General features: G+C 66.5%; 21 protein-coding genes and 1 tRNA gene. 15 read left to right on the forward strand and 7 right to left on the reverse strand.

Going from position 1 to position 23623, the window contains the following annotated elements:
- The first annotated feature begins 25 nt into the window (after positions 1–25).
- From ACZYRS_RS13150 to ACZYRS_RS13200, 11 genes are all read left to right on the forward strand, one after another.
- A complete protein-coding gene (locus ACZYRS_RS13150; RefSeq protein WP_463419624.1) occupies positions 26–439 on the forward strand; it encodes a gamma-glutamylcyclotransferase family protein in 414 nt (137 codons plus the stop codon).
- A gap of 218 nt (positions 440–657) precedes the next feature.
- A complete protein-coding gene (aceA, locus tag ACZYRS_RS13155) occupies positions 658–1977 on the forward strand; it encodes an isocitrate lyase (protein WP_093434976.1) in 1320 nt (439 codons plus the stop codon).
- A 332-nt stretch (positions 1978–2309) separates the two neighbouring features.
- Positions 2310–4217 (forward strand): threonine--tRNA ligase, encoded by a 1908-nt coding sequence (gene thrS, locus ACZYRS_RS13160; protein WP_463419625.1) that lies wholly within the window; start codon positions 2310–2312, stop codon positions 4215–4217.
- Between the two features lie 101 nt (positions 4218–4318).
- The gene (infC, locus tag ACZYRS_RS13165; protein ID WP_080898454.1) at positions 4319–4942 is read left to right on the forward strand and encodes a translation initiation factor IF-3; all 624 of its coding nucleotides are present in this window, start codon (positions 4319–4321) and stop codon (positions 4940–4942) included.
- A 154-nt stretch (positions 4943–5096) separates the two neighbouring features.
- On the forward strand, positions 5097–5300 hold the full coding sequence (gene rpmI, locus ACZYRS_RS13170; RefSeq protein WP_007832497.1) for a 50S ribosomal protein L35: 204 nt from the start codon (positions 5097–5099) through the stop codon (positions 5298–5300).
- A gap of 24 nt (positions 5301–5324) precedes the next feature.
- Positions 5325–5684 carry a 50S ribosomal protein L20 gene (rplT, locus tag ACZYRS_RS13175; RefSeq protein WP_007832499.1) on the forward strand — a complete coding sequence of 120 codons (360 nt, stop codon included), beginning with the start codon at positions 5325–5327 and terminating at the stop codon, positions 5682–5684.
- 113 nt (positions 5685–5797) lie between these two features.
- Entirely contained in the window at positions 5798–6874 is a 1077-nt protein-coding gene (gene pheS, locus ACZYRS_RS13180) for a phenylalanine--tRNA ligase subunit alpha (RefSeq protein WP_198784731.1), read from the forward strand.
- A gap of 37 nt (positions 6875–6911) precedes the next feature.
- Positions 6912–9353, forward strand: coding sequence for a phenylalanine--tRNA ligase subunit beta (pheT, locus tag ACZYRS_RS13185; RefSeq protein ID WP_463419626.1), 2442 nt, complete (start codon positions 6912–6914; stop codon positions 9351–9353).
- Positions 9354–9355: 2 nt separating this feature from the next.
- The gene (locus tag ACZYRS_RS13190) at positions 9356–9727 is read left to right on the forward strand and encodes an integration host factor subunit alpha (RefSeq protein ID WP_198784729.1); all 372 of its coding nucleotides are present in this window, start codon (positions 9356–9358) and stop codon (positions 9725–9727) included.
- A gap of 64 nt (positions 9728–9791) precedes the next feature.
- Positions 9792–10247, forward strand: coding sequence for a MerR family transcriptional regulator (locus ACZYRS_RS13195; protein ID WP_198784728.1), 456 nt, complete (start codon positions 9792–9794; stop codon positions 10245–10247).
- A 26-nt stretch (positions 10248–10273) separates the two neighbouring features.
- A tRNA-Pro gene (locus ACZYRS_RS13200) sits at positions 10274–10350 on the forward strand.
- A 217-nt stretch (positions 10351–10567) separates the two neighbouring features.
- Here the strand turns inward: ACZYRS_RS13200 and ACZYRS_RS13205 are convergent.
- On the reverse strand, positions 10568–10723 hold the full coding sequence (locus ACZYRS_RS13205; RefSeq protein WP_198784664.1) for an HHHH-motif protein: 156 nt from the start codon (positions 10721–10723) through the stop codon (positions 10568–10570).
- A 372-nt stretch (positions 10724–11095) separates the two neighbouring features.
- Between ACZYRS_RS13205 and ACZYRS_RS13210 the strand changes: the two genes are divergently transcribed.
- Positions 11096–12085, forward strand: a complete 990-nt coding sequence (locus ACZYRS_RS13210; RefSeq protein WP_463419627.1) for a Bug family tripartite tricarboxylate transporter substrate binding protein — start codon at positions 11096–11098, stop codon at positions 12083–12085.
- A 17-nt stretch (positions 12086–12102) separates the two neighbouring features.
- Positions 12103–13086 carry a D-2-hydroxyacid dehydrogenase family protein gene (locus ACZYRS_RS13215; RefSeq protein ID WP_463419628.1) on the forward strand — a complete coding sequence of 328 codons (984 nt, stop codon included), beginning with the start codon at positions 12103–12105 and terminating at the stop codon, positions 13084–13086.
- Positions 13087–13101: 15 nt separating this feature from the next.
- On the opposite strand, the gene ACZYRS_RS13220 is transcribed toward ACZYRS_RS13215, so the two are convergent.
- From ACZYRS_RS13220 to ACZYRS_RS13230, 3 genes are read right to left on the reverse strand one after another with little or no spacing between them, the layout of a single operon-like run.
- On the reverse strand, positions 13102–15222 hold the full coding sequence (locus ACZYRS_RS13220) for an acetate--CoA ligase family protein (protein ID WP_463419629.1): 2121 nt from the start codon (positions 15220–15222) through the stop codon (positions 13102–13104).
- Positions 15219–16031, reverse strand: coding sequence for an enoyl-CoA hydratase/isomerase family protein (locus tag ACZYRS_RS13225; protein WP_463419630.1), 813 nt, complete (start codon positions 16029–16031; stop codon positions 15219–15221). The genes ACZYRS_RS13220 and ACZYRS_RS13225 overlap by 4 nt, the downstream gene beginning before the upstream one ends.
- A gap of 11 nt (positions 16032–16042) precedes the next feature.
- Entirely contained in the window at positions 16043–17020 is a 978-nt protein-coding gene (locus ACZYRS_RS13230) for a tripartite tricarboxylate transporter substrate binding protein (RefSeq protein WP_198784660.1), read from the reverse strand.
- Between the two features lie 131 nt (positions 17021–17151).
- Between ACZYRS_RS13230 and ACZYRS_RS13235 the strand changes: the two genes are divergently transcribed.
- Positions 17152–17922 carry an IclR family transcriptional regulator gene (locus tag ACZYRS_RS13235; RefSeq protein ID WP_463419631.1) on the forward strand — a complete coding sequence of 257 codons (771 nt, stop codon included), beginning with the start codon at positions 17152–17154 and terminating at the stop codon, positions 17920–17922.
- Between the two features lie 16 nt (positions 17923–17938).
- Here the strand turns inward: ACZYRS_RS13235 and ACZYRS_RS13240 are convergent, their stop codons facing one another.
- The gene (locus ACZYRS_RS13240) at positions 17939–19084 is read right to left on the reverse strand and encodes an ABC transporter substrate-binding protein (RefSeq protein WP_463419632.1); all 1146 of its coding nucleotides are present in this window, start codon (positions 19082–19084) and stop codon (positions 17939–17941) included.
- A 149-nt stretch (positions 19085–19233) separates the two neighbouring features.
- Complete coding sequence (locus ACZYRS_RS13245; RefSeq protein WP_463419633.1) at positions 19234–20124, reverse strand: amidohydrolase family protein; 891 nt, start codon at positions 20122–20124, stop codon at positions 19234–19236.
- Between the two features lie 79 nt (positions 20125–20203).
- Between ACZYRS_RS13245 and ACZYRS_RS13250 the strand changes: the two genes are divergently transcribed.
- Positions 20204–21907 carry a M14 family zinc carboxypeptidase gene (locus ACZYRS_RS13250; RefSeq protein ID WP_463419634.1) on the forward strand — a complete coding sequence of 568 codons (1704 nt, stop codon included), beginning with the start codon at positions 20204–20206 and terminating at the stop codon, positions 21905–21907.
- A gap of 9 nt (positions 21908–21916) precedes the next feature.
- Here ACZYRS_RS13250 and ACZYRS_RS13255 read toward each other — a convergent pair whose 3' ends face one another.
- Positions 21917–23602: an alpha/beta fold hydrolase gene (locus ACZYRS_RS13255; protein WP_463419635.1), complete on the reverse strand. Its 1686-nt coding sequence runs from the start codon at positions 23600–23602 to the stop codon at positions 21917–21919.
- Positions 23603–23623: the final 21 nt, after the last annotated feature.

Genomic DNA, 23623 nt, shown 5'->3' on the forward strand with positions numbered 1-23623 from the left:
GTTGTTGCGGAAGAAAGCGGATTCGATGATGCCCCACGTTTTTGTCTACGGCACGCTGCGCCGGCACGGGCGCAACGACATCGCGCGCTACAGGCCGGCGCCCGTCTTCGTCGCAGAGGCAAGCATTGCCGGGACGCTGTACGACCTCGGCGCCTATCCAGGCATCGTGCTCGGCGGCGCGGGGCGCGTGAAGGGCGAGATCTATCGCGTCGAGCCCGCGGTCGAGGCGGCGCTGGATCTGCTCGAAGAAGTGGCCGAGGACGATTCAGGCGAGTACATCAAGCGCGAGGTTCGCGTGACGGTGGGTGCGCAGTGGGTCGATTGCCTGGTCTACGAGATTCATCCTTCGCGGATTGCGGGGCGGCCGGTGATCGGCAGCGGTGACTGGATCGCGCACGCCGCACAGAAATCGCCGGCGTTTTCACCACCGAAAGGTTGATTGCACATCGTGGAAGGCGTGACTGTTGCGGCGCAATATTTTTTCTCAATATGAGAAAAATAATTTCGCATTGAGAGATATCTTCGTAAGTGGTTGATTTTGTTGATTGAAAAATATGTCTTCTATAAGACATAAGAGTCTCGGATCGAATTACAGTTGATCCCAAGGCCGCAGCGCCCAACCGCTTTCAACCCTTCAATCAACCTCACGGAGTGACCATGCCCCAGACCCTCACAGAACAACTGAGCCGCGAACAGCAGATTGCCGCCCTCGAAAAAGACTGGGCCACCAATCCGCGCTGGAAGGGCATCAAGCGCGGCTACAGCGCCGCCGACGTGGTGCGCCTTCGCGGCTCCTTCCCCATCGAGCACACGCTGGCCCGCCGCGGCGCCGAGAAGCTCTGGGACCTGGTGAACAACGAGCCCTACGTCAACTGCCTCGGCGCGCTCACCGGCGGCCAGGCGATGCAGCAGGTCAAGGCCGGCGTAAAGGCCATCTACCTGTCCGGCTGGCAGGTCGCCGCCGACAACAACAGCTACGCCTCGATGTACCCCGACCAGTCGCTGTATCCGGTGGACTCGGTGCCGACGGTGGTCGAGCGCATCAACAACACCTTCCGCCGCGCCGACGAGATCCAGTGGTCCAAGAACGTGAACCCCGGCGACAAGGGCTACACCGACTACTTCGCACCCATCGTGGCCGACGCCGAAGCCGGTTTCGGCGGCGTGCTGAACGGCTTCGAGTTGATGAAGGCCATGATCAAGGCCGGCGCTGGCGGCGTGCACTTCGAAGACCAGCTCGCCTCGGTCAAGAAGTGCGGCCACATGGGCGGCAAGGTGCTCGTGCCCACGACCGAAGCGGTGCAGAAGCTCATCGCGGCGCGCATGGCTGCCGACGTCTGCGGCACCCCGACGCTCGTGATCGCCCGCACCGATGCGGAAGCGGCCGACCTCATCACCAGCGACTACGACGAGAACGACAAGCCCTTCATCACGGGTGAGCGCACCGCCGAAGGCTTCTATCGCACGAACAAGGGCATGGACCAGGCCATCAGCCGCGCCGTGGCCTACGCCTACTACGCCGACCTGGTGTGGTGCGAGACCGGCACGCCCGATCTCGAGTTCGCCCGCAAGTTCGCCGAAGCCGTGCACAAGGTGCACCCGGGCAAGATGCTGGCCTACAACTGCTCGCCGTCGTTCAACTGGAAGAAGAACCTCGACGACGCGACCATCGCCAAGTTCCAGAAGGAACTGGGCGCCATGGGCTACAAGTACCAGTTCATCACGCTGGCCGGCATCCACTCGATGTGGTTCAACATGTTCGACCTGGCGCAGGACTACGTGGCACGCGGCATGTCGGCCTATGTCGAGAAGGTGCAGGAGCCCGAATTCGCAGCGCGCGACCGCGGCTACACCTTCGTGTCGCACCAGCAGGAAGTGGGCACGGGTTACTTCGACGAAGTGACCACCGTGATCCAGGGCGGCAAGTCCAGCGTCACCGCGCTGACCGGTTCGACCGAAGAAGAGCAGTTCCACTGATCTGCCGACACCGATTTTTCGCTGTCACTTTCAAGCCCGGCCACGTGCCGGGCTTTTTTGCGTGCGGCCCAGCGGGGTGCAGGGGCTCGAGAACACGGGCGCCACGGCCCGGCGGGCAGAAGTTAGAATTGCTGCCTCTGCACTCAACAAGAGCGAGAAAGGCACCTTGGTTATGACACCGCGAACTACTCCGCAAGGATCGAGCGGCTTTTTCTTCTTCGACGCGATCGAAGGAAAGGGCCGGTAGCCCGCGCTCGCTGGTTTCTTCCAGCTCCCAACCAAGCAAAGCGCGGCATCCACCGCGCTTTTTTGTTTTTCTCCCGAGGTTTCACATGATCCAGATCACGCTCCCCGACAACTCGCGCCGCGAGTTCCCAGGCCCGGTTTCGGTGGCCGAAGTGGCCCAGTCCATCGGCCCAGGCCTCGCCAAGATGACGGTGGCCGGCAAGGTCGACGGCCGGCTCGTCGATGCCAGCGACGTCATCGATCACGACGCCAAGCTCCAGATCATCACGCCCAAGGACGACGAAGGCCTGGAGATCATTCGCCACTCGACGGCCCACCTGGTCGGCCACGCGGTCAAGCAGCTCTATCCGACGGCCAAGATGGTGATCGGCCCGGTGATCGACGAGGGCTTCTACTACGACATCTCCTACGAGCGCCCCTTCACGCCCGAGGACATGGCCGCCATCGAGGCGCGCATGCGCGAGCTGATCGCGCAGGACTACGAAGTGGTCAAGAAGATGACGCCGCGCGCCGAGGTGATCGAGGTCTTCAAGTCGCGCGGCGAGGACTACAAGCTGCGTCTCGTCGAGGACATGCCCGACGAGCAGGCGATGGGTCTCTACTACCACCAGGAATACGTCGACATGTGCCGCGGCCCGCACGTGCCGAACACGCGCTTCCTGAAGGTCTTCAAGCTCACGAAGCTGGCCGGCGCCTACTGGCGCGGCGATGCCAAGAACGAGCAGCTGCAGCGCATCTACGGCACGGCCTGGGCCGACAAGAAGCAGCTTGACCAGTACATCCAGCGCATCGAGGAAGCGGAGAAGCGCGACCACCGCAAGCTCGGCAAGGAGCTGGACCTGTTCCACATCGACGAAGTGGCGCCGGGCGTGGTGTTCTGGCACCCGAAGGGCTGGGCGATCTGGCAGCAGGTCGAGCAGTACATGCGCGGCATCTACCGCGACACGGGCTACTGGGAAGTGAAGGGCCCGCAGATCCTCGACAAGAGCCTGTGGGAGAAAACGGGCCACTGGCAGAACTACCGCGACAACATGTTCACGACGGAGTCGGAGAAGCGCGAATACGCGCTCAAGCCGATGAACTGCCCGGGCCACGTGCTGATCTTCAAGAGCGACCTGCGCAGCTACCGCGACCTGCCGCTGCGCTACGGCGAGTTCGGCCAGTGCCATCGCAACGAACCCAGCGGCGCGCTGCACGGGATCATGCGGGTGCGTGGCTTCACGCAGGACGACGGACACATCTTCTGCACGGAAGACCAGATCCTCGATGAATGCATCGCCTACACGGAGCAACTGCAGAAGGTTTATGCCGACTTCGGCTTTACGGACATTCTCTACAAGGTCGCCACGCGGCCCGAGAACCGCGTGGGTTCCGACGAGCTGTGGGACAAGGCCGAGCACGCGGTGATGGAGTCGCTGCGCCGTTCGGGTGTCGACTTTGTCATCTCGCCGGGCGACGGCGCCTTCTACGGCCCGAAGATCGAATACACGCTGCGCGACGCGATCGGCCGGCAGTGGCAGTGCGGCACGATGCAGGTCGACTTCAACACGGCCGAGCGTTTGGGCGGCGAATACGTCACGGAATCGAGCGGCCGCGCGCACCCCGTGATGCTGCATCGCGCCATCGTGGGCAGCCTGGAGCGCTTCATCGGCATGCTGATCGAACACCACTCCGGCGCGATGCCTGCGTGGCTCGCCCCGGTGCAGGTGGCGGTGCTCAATATCAGCGAAGGACAGGCCGATTACGCTGCGCAAGTTGCGAAAACGCTGCAAAATCAAGGGCTTAGGGTTCAGCTTGACCTGCACAACGAGAAGATTACGTATAAAATACGGAAGCATTCGTTGCAAAAGCTCCCTTATATCCTCGTCGTGGGCGACAAGGAAAAGGAAGCAGGTGCCGTCGCAGTGCGCGCCCGGGGCAATCAAGACCTCGGAGCAATGTCCCTCGAATCGTTCGTGCAACGGCTCGTCCAGGACATTGCCGACAAGCGTTGATTTGTCTCCGAAACACCCCATATGTTTCCCAGCCAAATCGTGCCGCTTGTCCGCGAGGACTGACCGGCGTTCGCTACAGATTTTGTAGCAAATTTTGAAGGATTCTGACCATCGCTACTGCATTTCGCGACCGCCGCCACCGCGAGGAACGCCAACACCGCCTGAACCGGGAAATCATGGCCCCGGAAGTCCGCCTTGTAGGCCCGGAAAACGAGCCATTGGGTGTTATGAGTCTCTCTGAGGCCTTGCGCCTTGCTGGCGAGGCCGATGTGGATCTGGTGGAGGTCGTCGCGGCGGCCAACCCGCCTGTATGTCGCCTGATCGAGTACGGCAAGTTCAAGTACCACGAGCAGAAGAAAGCGGCCGAGGCGAAGTCCAAGCAGAAGGTCATCGAGGTCAAGGAAATCAAGTTCCGGCCCGGTACCGACGACGGCGACTACAACATCAAGATGCGCAACATCAAGCGCTTTCTTGAAGAGGGCGACAAATGCAAGATCACGCTGCGCTTTCGTGGCCGCGAGATCACGCACCAGGAGCTCGGCTTGGCGCTCTTGCAGCGCATTCGCGATGAACTGGGCGACCTGATCATGGTCGAGCAGTTTCCGAAGCTGGAAGGCCGGCAGATGATCATGATGATCGCGCCGGGTCGCAAGAAGGCCGGTGGCGGGGCTCCCAAGCCGGCAGCAGACGCTGCACCGGCAACGGCGCCCGCGGCAACCGCCTGAGGCGCTTGCAGCAGACGAGGTTTTGAAGGGATTTCGCCGTTGCCGGTGCTTTGAAAGAAGCGCAGGCAGGGGCGAGATAAAGAAGTGTCTCGGGGCCAACAAGTTCGCGGAGTATCCGCGGCGCCTCACGAGCACAAACTAAAGGAGCATTCACATGCCCAAAATGAAGACCAAGAGCAGCGCGAAAAAACGTTTCCGCGTTCGTCCCGGTGGCACCGTCAAGCGCGGTCAAGCCTTCAAGCGTCACATCTTGACGAAGAAGACCACCAAGAACAAGCGTCACCTCCGTGGTGCAGTCGCAGTGCATGAGACCAACATGGTTTCTGTCGCCGCCATGCTGCCCGGCCGTGGCATTTAACTCAGACGAACAAGGAGTACACACATGCCTCGCGTCAAACGTGGTGTAACGGCTCGCGCCCGCCACAAGAAAGTTCTCGCACTCGCCAAGGGTTTCCGCGGTCGCCGCGGCAATGTCTTCCGCGTCGCCAAACAGGCGGTGATGAAGGCAGGCCAATACGCCTACCGTGACCGCCGTACCAAGAAGCGCGTGTTCCGTCAGCTGTGGATCGCGCGTATCAACGCCGCCTCGCGTGAACTGGGCCTGACCTACAGCCAGTTCGCCAACGGCATCCGCAAGGCCGGTATCGAGATCGACCGCAAGATGCTTGCGGACATCGCCGTGCACGACAAGGCCGCTTTTGCCGGCATCGTGGAGCAGGTCAAGGCCAAGCTGGCTGCTTGATTCTGCACAGCAGGGATGCGGCCTTCGGGCAGCTTCCTGCGCCCACGGCTCAAGGGCTGGCGCTTGAAAAGGCTCCAGCTCTTTTTTATTTTCCCTCGAAGATTTTTGTTGCTATGAACGAGTTGGACTCCCTGGTCGACACCGCACGCGCCGCCTTCGCCGAAGCGAAAACGCCCGCCGAGCTCGAAAACGCCAAGGCCCAGTTCCTTGGCAAGTCGGGCCGCATCACCGAGCTGATGAAGGGCATGGCCGCGTTGAGCGTCGAAGAGAAGAAGTCCCGCGGCGCCGCGATCAACGTCGCCAAGCAGGCCATCGAGTCCGCGCTGACCGATCGCCGCCAGCAACTGGCCGACGAAGAACTCTCCCTGCAACTGCGCGCCGAGGCGCTCGACGTGAGCCTGCCCGGTCGCCGCCGCATTCCCGGCGGGCTGCATCCGGTGAGCCGCACCCTGGAGCGCATCGAGGAGATCTTCTCGAGCATGGGTTTCGATGTGGCCGACGGCCCCGAGATCGAGAGCGACTGGCACAGCTTCACCTCGCTCAACAACCCGCCGAACCATCCTGCGCGCTCGATGCAGGACACCTTCTACGTCGACCTCAACGGCGACGACGGCATCCCCTACAACCTGCGTCCGCACACCAGCCCGATGCAGGTGCGCTACGCGCATCAGCACATCAAGAAGTACGCGGCCGAATTCGCCGCTGCCGCCGCCGACACCACCGGCAGCGTGAAGGCGCCCGAGATCCGCGTGATCGCCCCCGGCCGCACCTACCGCGTCGACAGCGATGCCACGCACTCGCCCATGTTCCACCAGTGCGAAGGCCTCTGGCTCGGCGAGAACGTGAGCTTCAAGGACCTGAAGGTCGTCTTCACCGACTTCTGCCGCACCTTCTTCGAGCGCGACGACCTCGTGCTGCGCTTCCGTCCGAGCTTCTTTCCGTTCACCGAGCCGAGCGCCGAGATCGACATCCAGTTCGCGAGCGGCCCGCTGGCCGGCCGCTGGCTGGAGGTGTCGGGCTCCGGCCAGGTGCATCCGAACGTGGTGCGCAACATGGGGCTGGACCCCGAGCGCTACATCGGTTTCGCCTTCGGCATGGGCCCCGACCGGCTCACGATGCTGCGCTACGGCGTGAACGACCTGCGCCTTTTCTTCGACGGCGACCTGCGTTTTCTCTCGCAGTTCCAGTAAGCACCCATCCCCAGAAAAACAGATCGAGATCGAAGAGATGCAATTCCCGGAATCCTGGCTGCGCGAGTTCTGCAACCCGCCCCTCGACAGCGCCACACTGGCCGAAACGCTCACCATGGGCGGCTTCGAGGTCGAAGAGCGCCGACCGGTGGCGCCACCTTTCACGCGCATCGTGGTCGGCGAAATCAAGGAAGCGGTGCAACACCCGAACGCCGATCGCCTGCGCGTGTGCCAGGTGGACGCGGGGCAGGGCGCCTTGCTCAACATCGTGTGCGGTGCGCCCAATGCGCGCGTCGGCATCAAGGTGCCTTGCGCGCTCGTCGGCGCCGAACTGCCCCCGGGTGAAGACGGCAAGCCTTTCCTCATCAAGCTGGGCAAGCTGCGCGGCGTCGAGAGCCAGGGCATGCTGTGCTCGGCGCGCGAACTGCACCTGAGCGAAGACCACGGCGGCCTGCTCGAACTCGACGCCGACGCACCCATCGGTGCCGACGTGCGCGACGTGCTCAAGCTCGACGACGCCCTGCTGACCCTCAAGCTCACGCCCAACCTCGCGCACGGCCTGAGCGTCTACGGCGTCGCGCGTGAACTCGCGGCGCTCACCGGCGCGCCGCTCAAGACGCCGGCGATCGCCCCCGTGGCCACGTCGTTCAACGACGTGCTGCCCGTCAAGGTCGAAGCGCCCGAGCTCTGCGGCCGCTTCTCCGGCCGCATCGTGCGCGGCGTGAACACCACCGTCGCCACGCCCGAGTGGATGGTCGAGCGCCTCGCGCGCTGCGGCCAGCGCAGCGTGACGCCGCTGGTCGACATCTCGAACTACGTGATGTTCGAATACGGCCAGCCCAGCCACATCTTCGACCTGGACAAGATCCACGGCGGCCTCACGGTGCGCTGGGGCAAGGCGGGCGAGCAGCTCAAGCTGCTGAACGGCACCACGATCACCGTGGACGACAAGGTCGGCGTGATCGCCGACGACCGCGAAGTCGAATCGCTGGCCGGCATCATGGGCGGCGACGCAACTTCCGTCTCGGACGACACCCGCAACATCTACGTCGAGGCCGCGTTCTGGTGGCCCGAGGCCGTGCAGGGGCGCTCCCGCCGTTTCAACTTCTCGACCGATGCGGGTCACCGCTACGAGCGCGGCGTGGACCCGAGCCGCAGCGTCGAGATCATTGAGCGCATCACGCAACTGATCATCGAGATCTGCGGCGGCGAAGCCGGCAAGATGGGCGACCAGACACTGAACGTGCCCGCCGCCGTGCCCGTCACGCTGCGCGTCGCACGTGCGGCGCGCGTGATCGGCATGCCACTGACGCAGGCGCAATGCGCCGACGCGCTCAACCGCCTCGGCTTCGCCATCGCCGAAGGCGAGGGCACGCTGACCGTGACCCCGCCGCCGCACCGCTTCGACCTGCTGATCGAAGAAGACCTGATCGAAGAAGTCGCGCGCCTGATCGGCTTCAACAACCTGCCGACCACCGCGCCGCTCGCGCCCATCACCGCCCGCGTGCGGCCCGAAGCGCAGCGCAGCCGCTTCGCCGTGCGCCGCAGCATCGCCGCGCTCGGCTACCAGGAAACCATCAACTTCAGCTTCGTCGAAGCGCACTGGGAGCAGGACCTCGCCGGCAACGCCAATCCGGTGAAGCTGCTGAACCCCATCGCCAGCCAGATGAGCGTAATGCGCTCGTCGCTCATCGGCTCGCTGCTGCAGGTGCTGAAGTTCAACCTCGACCGCAAGGCACCGCGCGTGCGCGTGTTCGAACTGGGCCGCGTGTTCATGCGCGACGACAGCGTGGTCACGACCGACAGCACCGTGCGCGGCGTGAACCAGCCGATGCGCGTGGCAGGTCTCGCCTGGGGCGATGCCGATGAAGCGCGCTGGGACGGCAAGGCGCACCGCGTCGACTTCTACGACGTCAAGGGCGACGTCGAAGCGCTGCTCGCTCCGCTGGTGCCGAGCTTCGAGCCGGCCGAGCATCCTGCGCTGCACCCCGGCCGTTCGGCTCGTGTTCTGGTCGACGGCAAGGCCATCGGCTTTGTCGGCGAACTGCATCCGCGCTGGCGCCAGAAGTGGGACTTCGCGCAGGCGCCCGTGCTGTTCGAGCTCGACCTCGATGCCGTCACTGCGCGCCTCGTGCCCGTGGCGCAGGCGGTGCCCAAGCACCAGGCCGTCGAGCGCGACATCGCGGTCGTGGTCGCCGAGGCCGTCACGCACGACGCGCTGATGAACGCGATCCGCTCTACCGCAGCCGCACAGGGCCTTCTGCGCGACGCGACGCTGTTCGACATCTACCGCCCGCAGCCGCTGCGTGACGGCGCGGTGGCAGCGCCCGGCGCACTGGCGCAGGGCGAGAAGAGCATGGCGGTGCGCCTGAGCTTCCAGAGCGACAGCGCCACCCTCACGGACGAGCAGGTCGAACCCGCTGTCCGCGCAATCGTCGAACAACTGGGCGCCAAGGTCGGCGGCCGCTTGAGAGGATGAAGATGAACGCTGCCGAATTCACGCTCGAGGCCCTCGAAACGCCGGCGCTCACCAAGGCGCATCTGGCCGACCTGCTGTTCGAGCAGATCGGCCTGAACAAGCGCGAGTCCAAGGACATGGTCGAGGCGTTCTTCGAGCTCGTGGCCAACAGCCTGATCGAAGGCACGGACGTGAAGATCTCGGGCTTCGGCAACTTCCAGATCCGCGTGAAGGCGCCGCGGCCCGGTCGAAATCCGCGCACCGGCGAAGCCATTCCGATCGGCGAGCGCCGCGTCGCCACGTTCCATGCGAGTGCCAAGCTCAAGGAACAGATTCACGGAAGCATCGAGCAGAGCGGCTCGTCCGAAGTCGAGTGGAGCCTGGGCACGGAATAGTGCTTGGTGCTCGGCGGTTGCGTAGAGTAATCTCTGAGGTTTCCCGCGCACCGTCTTGATTTCAATGGAGAAAACACTCCCGCCGATTCCTGTCAAACGCTACTTCACCATCGGTGAGGTCGGCGAACTTTGCGGCGTCAAGCCGCACGTGCTGCGCTACTGGGAACAAGAGTTCACGCAGCTGCGGCCCATGAAGCGCCGCGGCAACCGTCGCTACTACCAGCACCACGAGGTGCTCATGATCCGCCGCATCCGCGACCTGCTCTACGACCAGGGCTTCACGATCAGCGGCGCGCGCAACAAGCTGCAGGAGCTGGTGCAGGGCGAACGCGATCGCCGCAAGGCCGGCGAGGTGCCGCTCGAAGGCATGGAAGCGATCGAGATCGACCAGGAAGAATTCGACGCCGCCGTACAGGACAGCCCCGACCCGACCGCGCCGCGCACGGTCGATCTGTCCCAGTTGTTGCACCTTCGGCGCGAGCTTTTTGAAATTCGTGAGCTCCTGACCGTCGGACGCTGATTTCAGCCGGCTATAATTGAGAGCTTCGGTGTGTGGCGCAGCCTGGTAGCGCACTTGCATGGGGTGCAAGGGGTCGAAGGTTCGAATCCTTTCACACCGACCAAAACGCTAGATAGAACAACGGGTCAGAGCCACAAGCTCTGGCCCGTTTTTCTTTGTCGGATCGAAATGCTATGCGGCCTTTCCGAAGCCGCCGCCGATCATTTCCAGACGCTCCCAGTCGCTCGCTGCGAGCTGCTTCACTCCCGCAACCCTCACACGCCAGACGTAAAAAAGCCCTCGCAAGGAGGGCTCTTGTCACACGCCTTGCGGCGCCAGCTTCAACGCACCCAATGGCAAACCCGGTGGTGATGACGCGCATCCCACTTGCACACCTTGTGCGCCTTGTGGGGCGCAGCCGAAGCGATGGTCGGTGCGAATGCCGCCAGGGTGGCGAAGGCGACGAGGCTGGAGAGAACGAGCTGCTTGATCTTCATGTGTTTCTTTCTAAGCAATGGCATCAAAGGGTGCGCCGTGTGAACGACGCCCCTTGATAACGTTCGACTTCGTTCTCCGACGACACGCCGGAACCCGCGAATTGCACAAGCCGATCGGCCAAGAAAAAGCCCGCACGAGGCGGGCAAGGGTAGCCCTGAGAAGGGGAGGAGGGAGAAAACAAGGGGCTACCGAAGTGAAGTCTAACGTATTAATTCTCTCTGTGGCGAAAAGTGATTTAGCCGGGAAGGAACGCGCGCCTTTCAATTCCATTGAATGGAATTGGGAGGATGCGGCCAAATGAACGCGGGCCTAAGCTGATCCGTTGAGCAAAAAGATGTCCGCACACAGCGATGCATCCCCAAGGAGACCCGATGCCCCCAACCCTCGCCCCTTCCCGGCGCCACTTCAACGCCATGGGAGGCGCACTCGCGCTCATGGCGCTCGCCCCGCGCGCCTGGGCCGACACCTTTCCCTCCAAGCAGATCCGCATCGTCGTGCCGTTCTCGCCCGGTGGTCCCACGGACCTCATGGCGCGCGCGATCGGCAAGATCATGTCGACGAACCTGGGCCAGCCCGTGATCATCGACAACAAGCCCGGTGGTGGCGGCGTCATCGGCATGAGCGAGGTCAAGCACCAGCCGGCCGACGGCTACACGCTGGTCTTTCCGTCGATCCTGGCGGTCACCAATCCGGCGCTGATGCCCGGCTACCCCTTCGACACGTTGCGCGATTTCGCGCCGTTGACCGTCGTGGGCTTCGTGCCCCACGCGGTCGTGGTGCGCACCGACTTTCCCGCGGCCGACCTGCAGGCGCTGGTCGCGAGCGCGAAGGCCAAGTCGGACGGCCTGTCCTACGGCTCCTCCGGCAACGGCACCTCGGCGCACCTGGGCGCGGCGCTCTTCGCGCAGCGCGCCGGCATCCGCGCGACGCACGTGCCCTACCGGGGCGCGGGCCCCGCGGTGCAAGACCTCCTGGGCGGGCAGATCCAGTTCATGTTCCTCGACATGAGCAGCGCACTGCCGTTCATCCAGGCCGGCAAGCTTCGCGCGCTGGCCGTCGCGACGGCCACGCGCTTCGAGGGACTGCCCGCCGTGCGGACCGTGGCCGAGCAGGGCTTTCCCGGCTTCGAGGTGCACGGCTGGTACGGCCTGCTGCTCAAGGCCGGAACGCCGGCTGCCGTGACGCAGCGCCTCTACGCCGAAGTCAAGCGCGCCCTCGACACCAAGGAAGTGCGCGATCTCTTCAAGGCCCAGGGCATCGCCCCCGGCGGCATGCCGCCCGAGCAGTTCACGGCGCTGGTTCGCAACGACCTGGCGATGTGGAAGCGCACGGTCGAAGAACTTCACATCACGCTGCAATGAACAAGGAGCACCCGCGCATGCGCATCGCCATCCCCGACGACTATCAGGACTGCGTCCGAAGCCTGGACTGCTTCACCAAGCTCGACGCTCACGAGACGCGCATCTTCAACGACACGGTCAAGGGCACCGACGCGCTGGCCGAGCGCTTCGCCGATGCGGAGGCCATCGTGCTCACGCGCGAGCGCACGCGCATCGATGCGGCGCTGCTCGATCGCCTCCCCAAGCTGCGCCTCATCAGCCAGACCGGCAAGCTCGCGGGCCACGTCGACCTGTCGGCCTGCACGGCGCGCGGCGTGCTCGTGGCCGAAGGCAGCGGCGCGGGATCCGCCACCGCGGAGTTGAGCTGGGCGCTCGCGCTCGCGAGCCGCCGCCATCTGGTCGACGAGGCCAACCGCATGCGTCAAGGGCTCTGGCAAGGGCACCTCGGCCAGCAACTGGGCGGGCAGCGCCTGGGCGTCTGGAGCTACGGCCGCATCGGCCGGCAGGTGGCCGCCTACGGCCGCGTGTTCGGCATGAAGGTCTGGGTCTGGGGCCGCGAGGCATCGACCGCCGCGGCGCGCGCCGACGGGTTCGAGGTGGCGCCGTCGCGCGAAGCCTTCTTTGCCGAGAGCGATGTGGTCAGCCTGCACGTGCGGCTCACGGCGGAGACCCACGGGCTGGTCACGGCAGACGACCTCGCGCGCATGAAGCGCACGGCGCTGCTCGTGAACACCAGCCGCGCCGAGCTGGTTGCCGAGGGCGCGCTCGAGCAGGCGCTGCGCGCGGGCCATCCCGGTTTCGCCGCCGTCGACGTCTACGAGCAGGAGCCCGTCATGGCGCCCGACCATCCGCTGCTCGCGCTGCCCAACGTGCTGTGCACGCCGCACATCGGCTATGTCGAGAAGGACAACTACGAGCGCTATTTCGGCATCGCCTTCGACAACATCAATGCGTTCGCCGAAGGGCGGCTCACCGATGTCGTGAACCCTGAAGCGCTGGAGGCCGCGCGCCGCAGGACCTGATCGGCGGCGCCCAGCTCAACCGCGTGCGAGCACGGCCACCCCGTCCGCCGCACGCACGCCTTCTCCCTTCGGCAGCACGAACACCGGATTGATCTCCGCCTCCACGAGCCGCTCGCCGAGCGCCTCGATCATCCGGGAGAACGCGACGATCGCCGACACCAGCGCGTCGACATCGGCCAGCTTGCGCCCCCGGAAGCCATCGAGCAGCGGCCACGTGCGCAGCTCGCGCACGAGCGACAGCGCCTCGTCTCGGCTCAACCCACCGGGCGGCACCATGCGCAGCGCCGTGTCCTTGAGCAGCTCGGCCGTCACCCCGCCCATGCCCAGCAGCACGGCCGAGCCCAGCGGATCGCGATGGCAGCCGAGGATCAGCTCCACGCCGCCTTCGACCATCTCCTGCACCAGGAATTGCCGCGGCCGCACGCCGGCGCGCTCGTTCACCTCGGCGGCCATGCGCTCGAGCCGTTCGCCGACGCGGTCCGCGGAGATGCCGACGGCCACGCCGCCGACGTCGCTCTTGTGCGTGATCTCGGACGACAGGATCTTGAGCACGACCTTGCCTTCGCCCAGTTCGCGTGTCGCCGCCACCGCCTCTTCGGCATTGCCGACGATGCGCTCGCGCACGCACGGCACACCGAAGCGCGCGAAGAGGTTCTTCGCCTCGGCTTCGTTCAACGCGCCATCGGGCAGGTCGTCGATGCGAACGGTGACCGCCTCATCGTCGCCTCGCGCCGCGGGTTCTTTCCATCGCGCCGTCTCCAGCATCGCCGCGAGCGCGCTCGTGCAGCTTTCGGGCGCCATGAAGGCGGGCACGCCGCGCCGGTTCAAGAGGCTCGCGATGCCGGGCGCATGCGGGCTCACGAACACGACCAGCGGCTTGTCGCTGCCCGGCAGGCTGTCGTGGATGGCGCTGGCCATGAGGTCGGGCATCGCCAATCCCGAAGAGCCGACGATCACCACCACCGCGTCGTAGCTCGGGCTCGACAGCAGCGAGGTGATCGCGCCGCGCAGCAGGGCAGGCTGCAGGCCCGCCAGCGTGACGTCGATCGGGTTGCGGTCCAGCACCGCATGGTCGCCGGACTGCAGCGCGCGCAGTGCCGCGGCCGTTGCTTCGTCGGGTGCCGGCGTCTCGAAGCCCGCAGTGCCGAGGCTGTCGGCCACCAGCGTGCCCGCGCCGCCGGTGGATGTGAGCACCGCGACGCGACGGCCCGCCAGGCGCCGGCCCGTGACCAGCGCGGCGGGCAGGTCGAGCAGGTCGGAAAACGCCTGCGCGCGGATGACGCCCACCTCGCGGAACAGCGCGTCGTACATGCGGTCCGCGCCCGCGAGCGCGCCGGTGTGCGACACGGCCGCCGCCGCGCCCGACTCGGAACGCCCGACCTTGAACACGACGACCGGCTTGCCCTTGCGCGCGGCCTTGAGCGCCGCGGCCTTGAACTTCGCGGGGTTGCGCACGCCTTCCATGTAGAGCGCGATCACCGAGGTCGCCTCGTCATCGGCCAGGTGGTCGATGAAGTCGGCCATGTCCAGATCGGCCTCGTTGCTCGTGGAGATCAGTTTCGACAACCCGATGCCCCGCGCCGCCGCGCGCGACAGCAGCGCGCCCAGGATGCCGCCGCTCTGCGACACGACGCCGATGCTGCCGGCCGTGAAGTCTTCCAGCTCCAGCGCGCCGGTGGCCGAGAGCGTGATGCGGTCGGTGAGATTGACGAGGCCGATGGTGTTGGGCCCCAGGATGCGCATGCCGCCCGCGGCCTCCAGCAACTGCTGCTGGCGCCGCGCGCCTTCCGCGCCCACCTCGGTGTAGCCGCTGGCCAGCACGATGGCCGCCGCGGTGCCGCGCGCGGCGAGTTCGCGCACCGCCTCGTGCGCACGCTCCGCGCCCAGCAGCACGATGCCGACATCGGGCGCCTCGGGCAGCGACTGCACATCGGGATAGCTCTTGAGTCCGCCGATCACGTCGGCGCGCGGATTCACCGGATAGATCGCGCCGGCGAAGCCGTGCTTCGTGAGGTACGCGACCGGGCGGCCCGCGGTCTTCGTCGGGTCGGCCGAGGCGCCGATCACGGCCACGCTGCGCGGCTTCATCAGGCGCGCGATCGCGTTGTCGGGCATGTCAGGCAAGAGGGCGCTCATGCCGCCTTCTCCTTGCCCGCATTCAGGAACGCCAGCACCGCGTCGCGATGCTGCTGCGTCGTGTAGCAGATGCCCTGTGCCTGGCTGCCCTTGGCGAACACCTGCTCGGCCGGCGATTCGAAGCTCTGGTTGAGGATCGACTTGCCCAGCGCGATCGCGGCCGCCGAGCCTTGCGACAGCTCGGTGGCCCACGCATGCGCATCGGCGAGCAGGTTCTGCGCGCTGGTCACGCGGTCGGCAATGCCGAGCTTCAATGCTTCGTCGGGCTCGACCTTGCGGCCGGTGAAGATCAGTTCCTTGGCGCGCGAGAGGCCCACGCGCCGCGGCAAAAAGTACATGCCGCCGCCGTCCGGAATCAGCCCGCGCTTGATGTAGCTCCACGCGAAGCTGGCCGCGTCGGAGGCCAGCACGAAGTCGCAGGCCATCGCCATGTCCGCGCCCAGCCCGTTGGCACCGCCGTTGACGGCCGCGACGACCGGCTTGGGCATCGTGTGCAGCAGCGACACCGAGTGGTGCACGCGCTGTTGACGGCTCCAGCCGTTGAAGCCCACTTCGCCCGCGGGCGCGTCCATGCGCCGCTGCATGCCGGCCACGTCGCCGCCGGCGCAGAAGCCCTTGCCGGCGCCGGTCAGCACCAGCGCGCGCACGCTGTTGTCGGCGCCGATCTTCTCGAGCGCGGCGATGAAATCGCTGCGCATGCCGTCGGTGATGGCGTTGCGCTTCTCGGGGCGGTTCAGCGTCAGCGTCGCGATGCCGGCGCGGATCTCCAGTTCGATCAGCGACGGTGCGGTGTCCGGTGTGGTGCTCATGGTGGTGCTCCTCAGTCTGTGGTGATGTGGTTGTCCTTGACGACCTTGCGCCAGCGCACTTCCTCGGCGCGCACGTAGGTCTCCAGTTGCGCGGGCGCGCCGACATCGACGGCGAGCCCTTCCGATTCGGTCTGCTTGATGAAGGCCGGTGCCTTGACGGCTTTCTTGACCGCGGCGTTGAGCTGGTCGATCACGTCCTTGGGCGTCTTGGCCGCCACGTAGAGGCCGTACCAGCTCTCGGCCGCGTAGCCCGGCACGCCGGCTTCGGCGAGCGTCGGCACGCTGGCGTAGGCGGGGGAGCGGCGCGCGGTGGTCACGCCGAGCGCGCGCATCTTGCCGCTGTCCACGAAGGGGCGCACGGCCGAGGCAGTGGCGAACATCATGTCCACCTGGCCGCCCAGGAGGTCGGTCATGGCGGGGCCCGCGCCGCGGTAGGGAATGTGGGTGAGCTCGACCTTGGCGAGGTTCTTGAAGAGCTCGCCCGCCAGGTGCGCCGAGGTGCCGTTGCCCTGCGACGCGAAGGTCAGCTTGCCCGGCTTCGCCTTGGCCCCGGCGATGAGCTCCGCGACCGTCTTGTAGGGGCTGTCGGCGCGCACCACCAGCACGTTGGGCGAGACGCCGATCAGCGCCACGGGCGCGAAGGCCTTGTCGGTGTCGTAGGGCAGCTTGGGCTGCAGCCCCGGGTTCACCGCATGCGCGAACGTCGCCATGACGAGCGTGTAGCCGTCGGGCGCGCTCTTGGCGACGAACTCGCTGCCGATGATCGTGCCGGCGCCCGGCTTGTTGTCCACGATGACTGGCTGGCCCAGCGCCTCCGACATGCCGATGCCCAGTGAGCGCGTGATGGCGTCGGTGCCGCCGCCCGGCGCGAAGGGCACGACGATGCGCAGCGGCTTGTCGGGGAAGGCCGCCCGTGCGGCGACCGGGGCGAGCGGAGCGAGTGCGATCAGCGATAACGCGAGCGCACGAAACGGTGTGAATGTCGGCATGCCTGTGTCTCTCTTTGTAGGGGTTTGAAGCGAGCCTTCAGCTTAGGTCGCATACTCCCGCCGCGCACCGGCCCAATTCCACTGAATGGAAATGAGCGGCCGGTCGCGCCAATGAAATCCAAGGAGACGACATGGCAAGCACGCTCAATCGTTCGCTCGAACGCGGCATGGAAATCCTTCGCGCCTTCCGGCCCGGCTCCACCTTGCTGGGCAACGGCGAGATCGCCGAGCGCACCGGGCTTTCGCCCGCGACCGTGAGCCGCCTCACGCAGACGCTCGTGGCGGGCGGCATGCTCGCGCACGACCGCGGCGCGCGCGCCTACCGGCTGGCCGCGCCGGTGCTGAGCCTGGCGCATGCGATGCGCACCGGCTCGGTCGTGCTGCAGGCGGCCGCGCCGCTGATGCGCACGCTGGCCGAAAAGCTGCGCATCAACGTCGGCCTGGCGGTGGCCGACCGGTCGGAGATGGTCTATCTGGAATCGATCCGCTACAACCGCCGCGCATCGCTACGCAACGTGGTGAGCGGGCAGCGCGTGCCGATCGAGTTGACGTCGCTGGGGCGCGCCTGGCTGGCCGTCGCGCCAGCCGATGCGCGCGAGGCGCTGTACGCGGAATTCGCTGCGCGAAGAACCGACTGGCCCCGGCTGCGCAAGGACATCGACAAGTCCATCGAGAGCGTCGCGCAGCGGGGCTGGTGCGCCGCATCGTGGCAGCCGGAGGTGGTGGCGCTGGCCGCGCCGCTGAAGCTGGAATCCGCGTGGGGCTACGTGCTCAACGTGAGCGTGTCGTCCACGGAATCATCGAGCGACGTCGCCGCCGAACTGGGCGCGCCGCTGCTGGCCCTGAGCCAGAAGATCACCCGCGCTGTCGATACGCGAGAGCCCGCCGGCGCGATGCGCTAGCGGGCGTTGGTCGAGGTCAGCGGCGGACCTTGCCGTCTTCCGTGAGCATCGAGAGCTCGACGTAGTTCGACGCCTTGTGGTCGCGCGCGCTGAAGTCCACGTGGAAGCCGCCGAAGTCGGTGTTCTGCATCGACTCCAGCCCCGTGACCAGCGAGTCGCGCGTGGCCGGCTTGCCGGCGCGCTTCAGGCCTTCGGCGAACACCTTGGCCGCCACGTAGCCCTCCATGCTCGAGTAGTTCGGCCTGGCGTCGCCGCCGGCCTTGCGCACGGCCTCCACGTACTCGCGCGAGATCGCGGTGGTCGTGGAGAAGGGCGAGGGCATCACCTGGCTGATCACGACGCCGCGGGCGTCCTTGCCCAGCTCGTCGGCCAGCGCCTGCGTGCCGACGAACGACACGTTGAAGAAAGTGCCGCCGTAGCCGGCCTTGCGCGCTTCGCGGATGAACGCGGCGCACGCCTTGTAGGCGCCCACCTGGACCACGGCCGCGGGCTTGGCGGCCATGATGTCCTTCACCGCCTTGGCCACGTCGACCGAGTTGCGCTCGACCGTGCCGACCGCGACCGGCGCGAGGCCGATGGGCTTCATCGCGTGCAGCACGCCCTGGAGCCCGGCCTGGCCGTACGCGTCGTTCTGGTGGAACACGGCGATCTTCTGGATGCCCAGCGAGGTGAGCTGCTTGACGATGAGCGCAGTCTCGTCGTCGTACGAGGCGCGCACGTGGAACACGGTCTTGCGGAACGGATCGCGCAGGGCCTCGGCGCCGGTGAACGGGCCGAAGAACGGGATCTTCGCCGCATCGACCAATGGCATCGCGGCCATGCAGGTGGGCGTGCCGACGTAGCCGAAGAGGGCGAAGACGTCGTCCTTGATGAGCTTGTCGGTGTTGGCCTTGCAGCGCTCGGGCTCGTAGCCGTCGTCCAGCGTGCGCAGTTCGATGGTGCGGCCGTTGACGCCGCCGGTGGCGTTGAGCGCGTCGAAGTAGATGCGCGCGCCCTGGTTCATCTGCAGGCCCAGTTGCTCCGCGGGGCCGCTGAAGGCGGCGGACTGGCCGAGCACGATGCGGGCGGATTGGGCAAGGGCCGGAAGCGCGATCGCGGCGCCCGCGGCGGCAACGTACTTGATCGCGTCTCTGCGGTGAAGGGAAGTTTTCAGGGAGGACATTGGACAGGTGCCGAGCAGCTGAAGGCCTCAACAGAACCTGACAGGACCCCCACTGCTCATGTAAGAAGGTGATGCGCAGTGTAACCGCGGGTTCGGGTAAACCCTTGGTGTCGTCGGGCTATGTCGAACCTTGTCCGGGCCATGTCGGGCTATCGCACCCCGAACAAGCCGGCCGCGTTGCCCCACGCCACGCGCTGCGCCACGGCCGGCGGCAGGTCGCCGAGCCAGCCGCGGTAGCCCTGCATGATCTCGTCGTACGAACTCCAGCGCTGGTTGACCCAGGTGTCCGAGCCCACGAGAAAGCGGTCGGGAAACGCCAGGATCAGCTCGCGCCACGGCGCGCACAGCTTGCCGCCTTCGCAGGTGAGCCCGGGGCGGTACGACAGCTCGCCCATCAGCTTCGGATAGCGCTCGAGCATCTGCCGAACCCGCGCGATGGGCGCGCCGCCGATGCCGGTGTGCGCCCAGATCAGCCGCAGCTCGCGGCCCTGCGTGGGCGAGTGCGCCATCAGCAGGTCCACCGCCTCGTCGTCCACGTGCGCGAGCACGGCGAGCTGCCGTTGCTCGGCCAGCACCATCAGCTTCTTGGCGACAGGCCCGTTGGCGTTGGCGCTCTCGTAGAGGTGGAACTCGCCGATGCCGCGGTAGGGGCCGCTCGCCGTGCCGCGCGAAAGCTCGGTCTGCACCATCTCGTGAATGGTCTCGTCGCGGAACCAGTTGGTGTAGTCGGCGCGGGTGCGGTAGAGGCGCACGAAGGGCACGACCGTGACGCCGGCGTCGCGCGTCTCGCGCGAGGCCGCGAGCGTGCGCGTGCCCTCGTTGGGCCGCGAGTTGCCGACGATCGCGCGCACGCCGTTGCGTTGCATGCGCGCGAGCGCATCGGCCGGCGGAAACGGGCCGCTGCTGCCGTTCCAGGCCTCCTCGTTGTAGTGGAGGTGGGCGTCGAAGATCGGGCCGGTGTAGTCGGCTGCATGCGTGGCGAGGGCGAAGGCTGCACCGCAAGCCAGGAGCGCAGCGCGGAAGATCGGGGAGCGGGACATGGGTGTTCCTTGCGAGATGCACGGGGAAGATATGCGATGGTCGATGCAGAATCGGTTTCGATCAACGGAGCCTTCCCCGATGCCAGTCGAACAAGCCCCCCAGTACCCCACGCCGTACGAAACCGGCAACCACAACCAGACCACCACCTGGGCCGAGTGCATCGCCTTCTACGAGCGGCTCGCCAAGGACTTCCCCTCGGTGCTGCGATGGCAGCAGATCGGCACCTCCGACAACGGCATCCCGATGCACGCGGGCATCGTCACTGCCGATGCGCAGTTCGACCGCGAGGCGCTGCAGCGGCAGCGCCGCCCGGTCTTCTTCAACAACAACGGCATCCATCCTGGCGAGCCCGAGGGCATCGACGCCTGCATGGCGCTGGTGCGCGATTTCTGCACGCAGCCCGCGCGGCTCGCGGCGCTGGGCAGCACGGTCTTCCTCTTCATCCCGGTCTACAACGTCGACGGTTGCCTCAACCGGCAGAGCACCTCGCGCGCGAACCAGCTCGGCCCGGAATCGTTCGGCTTTCGCGGCAACGCGCGGCACCTGGACCTGAACCGCGACTTCATCAAGTGCGACAGCCTCGCCGCGCAGGTGTTCAACCGATTCTTCACCGCGTGGGACCCGGACGTGATGGTCGACACCCACACCTCCAACGGCGCCGACTACGCCTATACGATGACGTTGATCCCGACCCAGCCCGACAAGCTCGGCGGCGGCCTGGGCCAGTTCCTGCGCGGCCGCATGCTGCCGGCGATCTACGGCGGCATGGACGCGCGCGGCTGGCCCACCTGCCCCTACGTGAACTGCGTGGCCGAGACGCCCGACGACGGCATCGCCGACTTCCTCGACATGCCTCGTTTCTCGACCGGCTACGCGGCCCTGCACCACACGATCGGCTTCATGCCCGAGACGCACATGCTCAAGCCCTACGCCGACCGCGTGGCGGCGATGCGCACGCTGGTCGAGGTGGTGCTGGATTTCACCGTCGCGCATGCGGCGCAGATTCAGGAACTCCGCCGCGAGACGAAGGCCGGTGCGGCCCAGCAGACGCGCTGGCCGCTGTCGTGGCGTTCGGACCAGAGCCAACCGAACAGCTTCCGCTTCAAGGGATACGAGGCGGTCTATTCGCCGAGCAGCCTGGGCGCTTACCAGCGCCTGGCCTACGACCGCAGCCAGCCCTGGGAAAAAGACATTCCTTACTTCGACCGCTTCGTGGAAGACGTGGCCGTCGCCGCCCCCAAGGCCTATCTCGTTCCGCAGGCCTGGCGCGAAGTGATCGAGCGGCTCGAGTGGAACGGTGTGGCGATGCGGCGGCTGGAAGAAGACCAGGTCTTCGACAACGCCCGCGTCTACCGCATCGAGCGCGTGGCTTCGCGCCCCGGCCCGTACGAAGGGCACATGTTCCACGACGAGGTGACGCTCGTTGCGCACACCGAGACCGTGCATGCACGCGCCGGCGACGTGTGGATCTCGCTCGACCAGCCGAAGGCCCGTTACGTCGTCGAGACGCTCGAGCCCGAAGCCCACGACAGCTTCTTTCGCTGGGGCTTCTTCAACGGCGTGCTCGAAAAGAAAGAGTTCTTCTCGGACTACGTGTTCGAAGACACGGCGCACCGGATGCTGGAAGAAGAGCCGGCGCTGAAGGCCGCCTTCGAGGCATGGAAGAAGCGCCATCCCGACAAGCTCTCCGATCCGCGTGAAGTCCTCGGCTTCATCTTCGCGCACGGCCGGCGCCATGCGGAAGCTGGCTGGCGGCGCTACCCGGTGGTGGCGTTGACCTGATTCACTGCCTCAGGGCCGCGCGGCGCTCGCCGTCTTCGGCCGCGACGACGGCTCCCACGAATCGGGCGTGGTCGCGACCAGCCCCTTGAAGTCCTTCCACGACCGCGCGCCCGGCACGGTGCGCCCGCCGATCACCACCACCTTCGCATACGCCACCATGCGCTCGCGCAAATAGCGCCGGTCGGACTCGGGCCAGGTCTCGATCGAATGCGGACCGCGCGCCAGCACGATCTCCTTCACGCCGCGGATGCGGTTGTAGGCCGCGACGGTGCCTTCCAGCGTTTCCGCGCGGTCCCACAGCCCCTTGCCGAAGAAGGCCGCGGGCCACCGGTCCATGCCCGCGAGCGGGGCGGAGTTCGGATAGAAAAGGATGTGGTGGTCCGCCGCCATGCCGCCCAGGAACAGGTTGCGGTCCGCGAGGTCGGGCGCGTCGCCCACATAGCCCGCGCCGCTCGCGAACGACGACAGCAGGATCGCCCCGCGGATGTTCTTGAGCCCCCGCGGCTTGGCGCACGTGACCTCCGGCAGGTCGAAGCTGCAGGAGGCGACGTAGTTGGTGGTCATCGCCCATGCGGTGGACATCGAGCCGCGCGAGTAGCCGCCCAGCACCAGCGGAATCTCGTTGGCCTTCATGCCCGCCAGCAGCCGGCCGCGCGCGGCGGTGCCTTCGAGCACTTCGCCCGAGGGCGTGAGCATGCGCAGGCCCCGGCCGTCTTCCAGCTGCCCGAGCGTGCGGAACACGTCCTCGCCTTGCTCCAGCGTGTTGGTGTCGCTGAAGCCGCCCGAGAGCCCTTCGCCGCGCAGGTCGTAGGCCAGCACGTCGAAGCCGGCCTGGTTCAGCGCATGCAGGTTCTCGCGCCACCAGCGCTGGCCCATGGTCTCGGTGGCGGCGTTGGGAAACTTCACGGGCGTGGTCTTGCCCGTCCTCTCGTCGGTGCGGTAGGACACCTCGTCCGGATGCTGGATCGCCGTGAGCTGCCCGCCGCCGCCGGGCGCCATGATCGCGAGCGCGCGCACCTTGCGGCCCTTGCCGTCGTCCACGCCGGCGCCTTCGATGTACCAGCCGCGCAGCTTGATGTCGGCGGTCTTCTTCAAATCGATGCGCTCGAAGGCATCGGGCGGCACGGTGAATTCGACCGTGTAGGTGCGGCCCTCCGCCTCGGCAATGCCTTCGCGGTAGGGCGCCTTGGCGAAGAAGGCGGGCCGGCGGATCTGCTTGAGGTCCACCTGCCCCTCGGGGTCGATCTTTCCGGACGGATCGACCACGCCGGTGGAGCGCGTGGCGCGCTCCTTGTTCGGCGGCAGCCAGCGCTGCATCTGCGCGTCGATGCGCTTGAAGCAGGCCGCATCTTCCTTGCACGCGCGCCAGCGGGCCTTGAGCTTGTCGTCGGTGAATTCGCTGATGTGATAGTCGCCGCCCGCGTAGCTGGCCGGCGTGGGGTTGGCCGTGAGGAGAAGCGGCACGCAGACCGTGCTGCCCGTGCCCTTGGGGCCCTGGTGCAGCAGGTAGCCGGGCAGCATCGCGTTGCGGTCGGTCCCGACCCAGGCGGTGCAGTCGGTGGGCGGGGGCGTGCTGTTCTCGGCCTGGCGCTTGGCCTCGGTGGTGCCGGTGCAAGCCGAGAGCGCGAGCACTGCGCAAAGGCCTACCGCACAGAGACTTCGTTCGAGGCGGGGCGACAGATCGTTGGGGGTCATGCGGGCGAGGGCTGGTGCAGT

This window comes from Variovorax sp. AC194 (assembly GCF_979257995.1).

Coding starts and splice junctions, on each gene's coding strand:
- ACZYRS_RS13195 (WP_198784728.1), top strand. CDS start 9,792: ATGGAGAAAACACTCCCGCCGATTCCTGTCAAACGCTACTTCACCATC.
- ACZYRS_RS13240 (WP_463419632.1), bottom strand. CDS start 19,084: ATGTCCTCCCTGAAAACTTCCCTTCACCGCAGAGACGCGATCAAGTAC.
- ACZYRS_RS13245 (WP_463419633.1), bottom strand. CDS start 20,124: ATGTCCCGCTCCCCGATCTTCCGCGCTGCGCTCCTGGCTTGCGGTGCA.
- ACZYRS_RS13250 (WP_463419634.1), top strand. CDS start 20,204: ATGCCAGTCGAACAAGCCCCCCAGTACCCCACGCCGTACGAAACCGGC.
- ACZYRS_RS13220 (WP_463419629.1), bottom strand. CDS start 15,222: ATGAGCGCCCTCTTGCCTGACATGCCCGACAACGCGATCGCGCGCCTG.
- ACZYRS_RS13235 (WP_463419631.1), top strand. CDS start 17,152: ATGGCAAGCACGCTCAATCGTTCGCTCGAACGCGGCATGGAAATCCTT.
- ACZYRS_RS13230 (WP_198784660.1), bottom strand. CDS start 17,020: ATGCCGACATTCACACCGTTTCGTGCGCTCGCGTTATCGCTGATCGCA.
- ACZYRS_RS13150 (WP_463419624.1), top strand. CDS start 26: ATGATGCCCCACGTTTTTGTCTACGGCACGCTGCGCCGGCACGGGCGC.
- ACZYRS_RS13190 (WP_198784729.1), top strand. CDS start 9,356: ATGAACGCTGCCGAATTCACGCTCGAGGCCCTCGAAACGCCGGCGCTC.
- pheT (WP_463419626.1), top strand. CDS start 6,912: ATGCAATTCCCGGAATCCTGGCTGCGCGAGTTCTGCAACCCGCCCCTC.
- thrS (WP_463419625.1), top strand. CDS start 2,310: ATGATCCAGATCACGCTCCCCGACAACTCGCGCCGCGAGTTCCCAGGC.
- aceA (WP_093434976.1), top strand. CDS start 658: ATGCCCCAGACCCTCACAGAACAACTGAGCCGCGAACAGCAGATTGCC.
- rpmI (WP_007832497.1), top strand. CDS start 5,097: ATGCCCAAAATGAAGACCAAGAGCAGCGCGAAAAAACGTTTCCGCGTT.
- rplT (WP_007832499.1), top strand. CDS start 5,325: ATGCCTCGCGTCAAACGTGGTGTAACGGCTCGCGCCCGCCACAAGAAA.
- ACZYRS_RS13215 (WP_463419628.1), top strand. CDS start 12,103: ATGCGCATCGCCATCCCCGACGACTATCAGGACTGCGTCCGAAGCCTG.
- ACZYRS_RS13225 (WP_463419630.1), bottom strand. CDS start 16,031: ATGAGCACCACACCGGACACCGCACCGTCGCTGATCGAACTGGAGATC.
- ACZYRS_RS13255 (WP_463419635.1), bottom strand. CDS start 23,602: ATGACCCCCAACGATCTGTCGCCCCGCCTCGAACGAAGTCTCTGTGCG.
- pheS (WP_198784731.1), top strand. CDS start 5,798: ATGAACGAGTTGGACTCCCTGGTCGACACCGCACGCGCCGCCTTCGCC.
- ACZYRS_RS13210 (WP_463419627.1), top strand. CDS start 11,096: ATGCCCCCAACCCTCGCCCCTTCCCGGCGCCACTTCAACGCCATGGGA.
- ACZYRS_RS13205 (WP_198784664.1), bottom strand. CDS start 10,723: ATGAAGATCAAGCAGCTCGTTCTCTCCAGCCTCGTCGCCTTCGCCACC.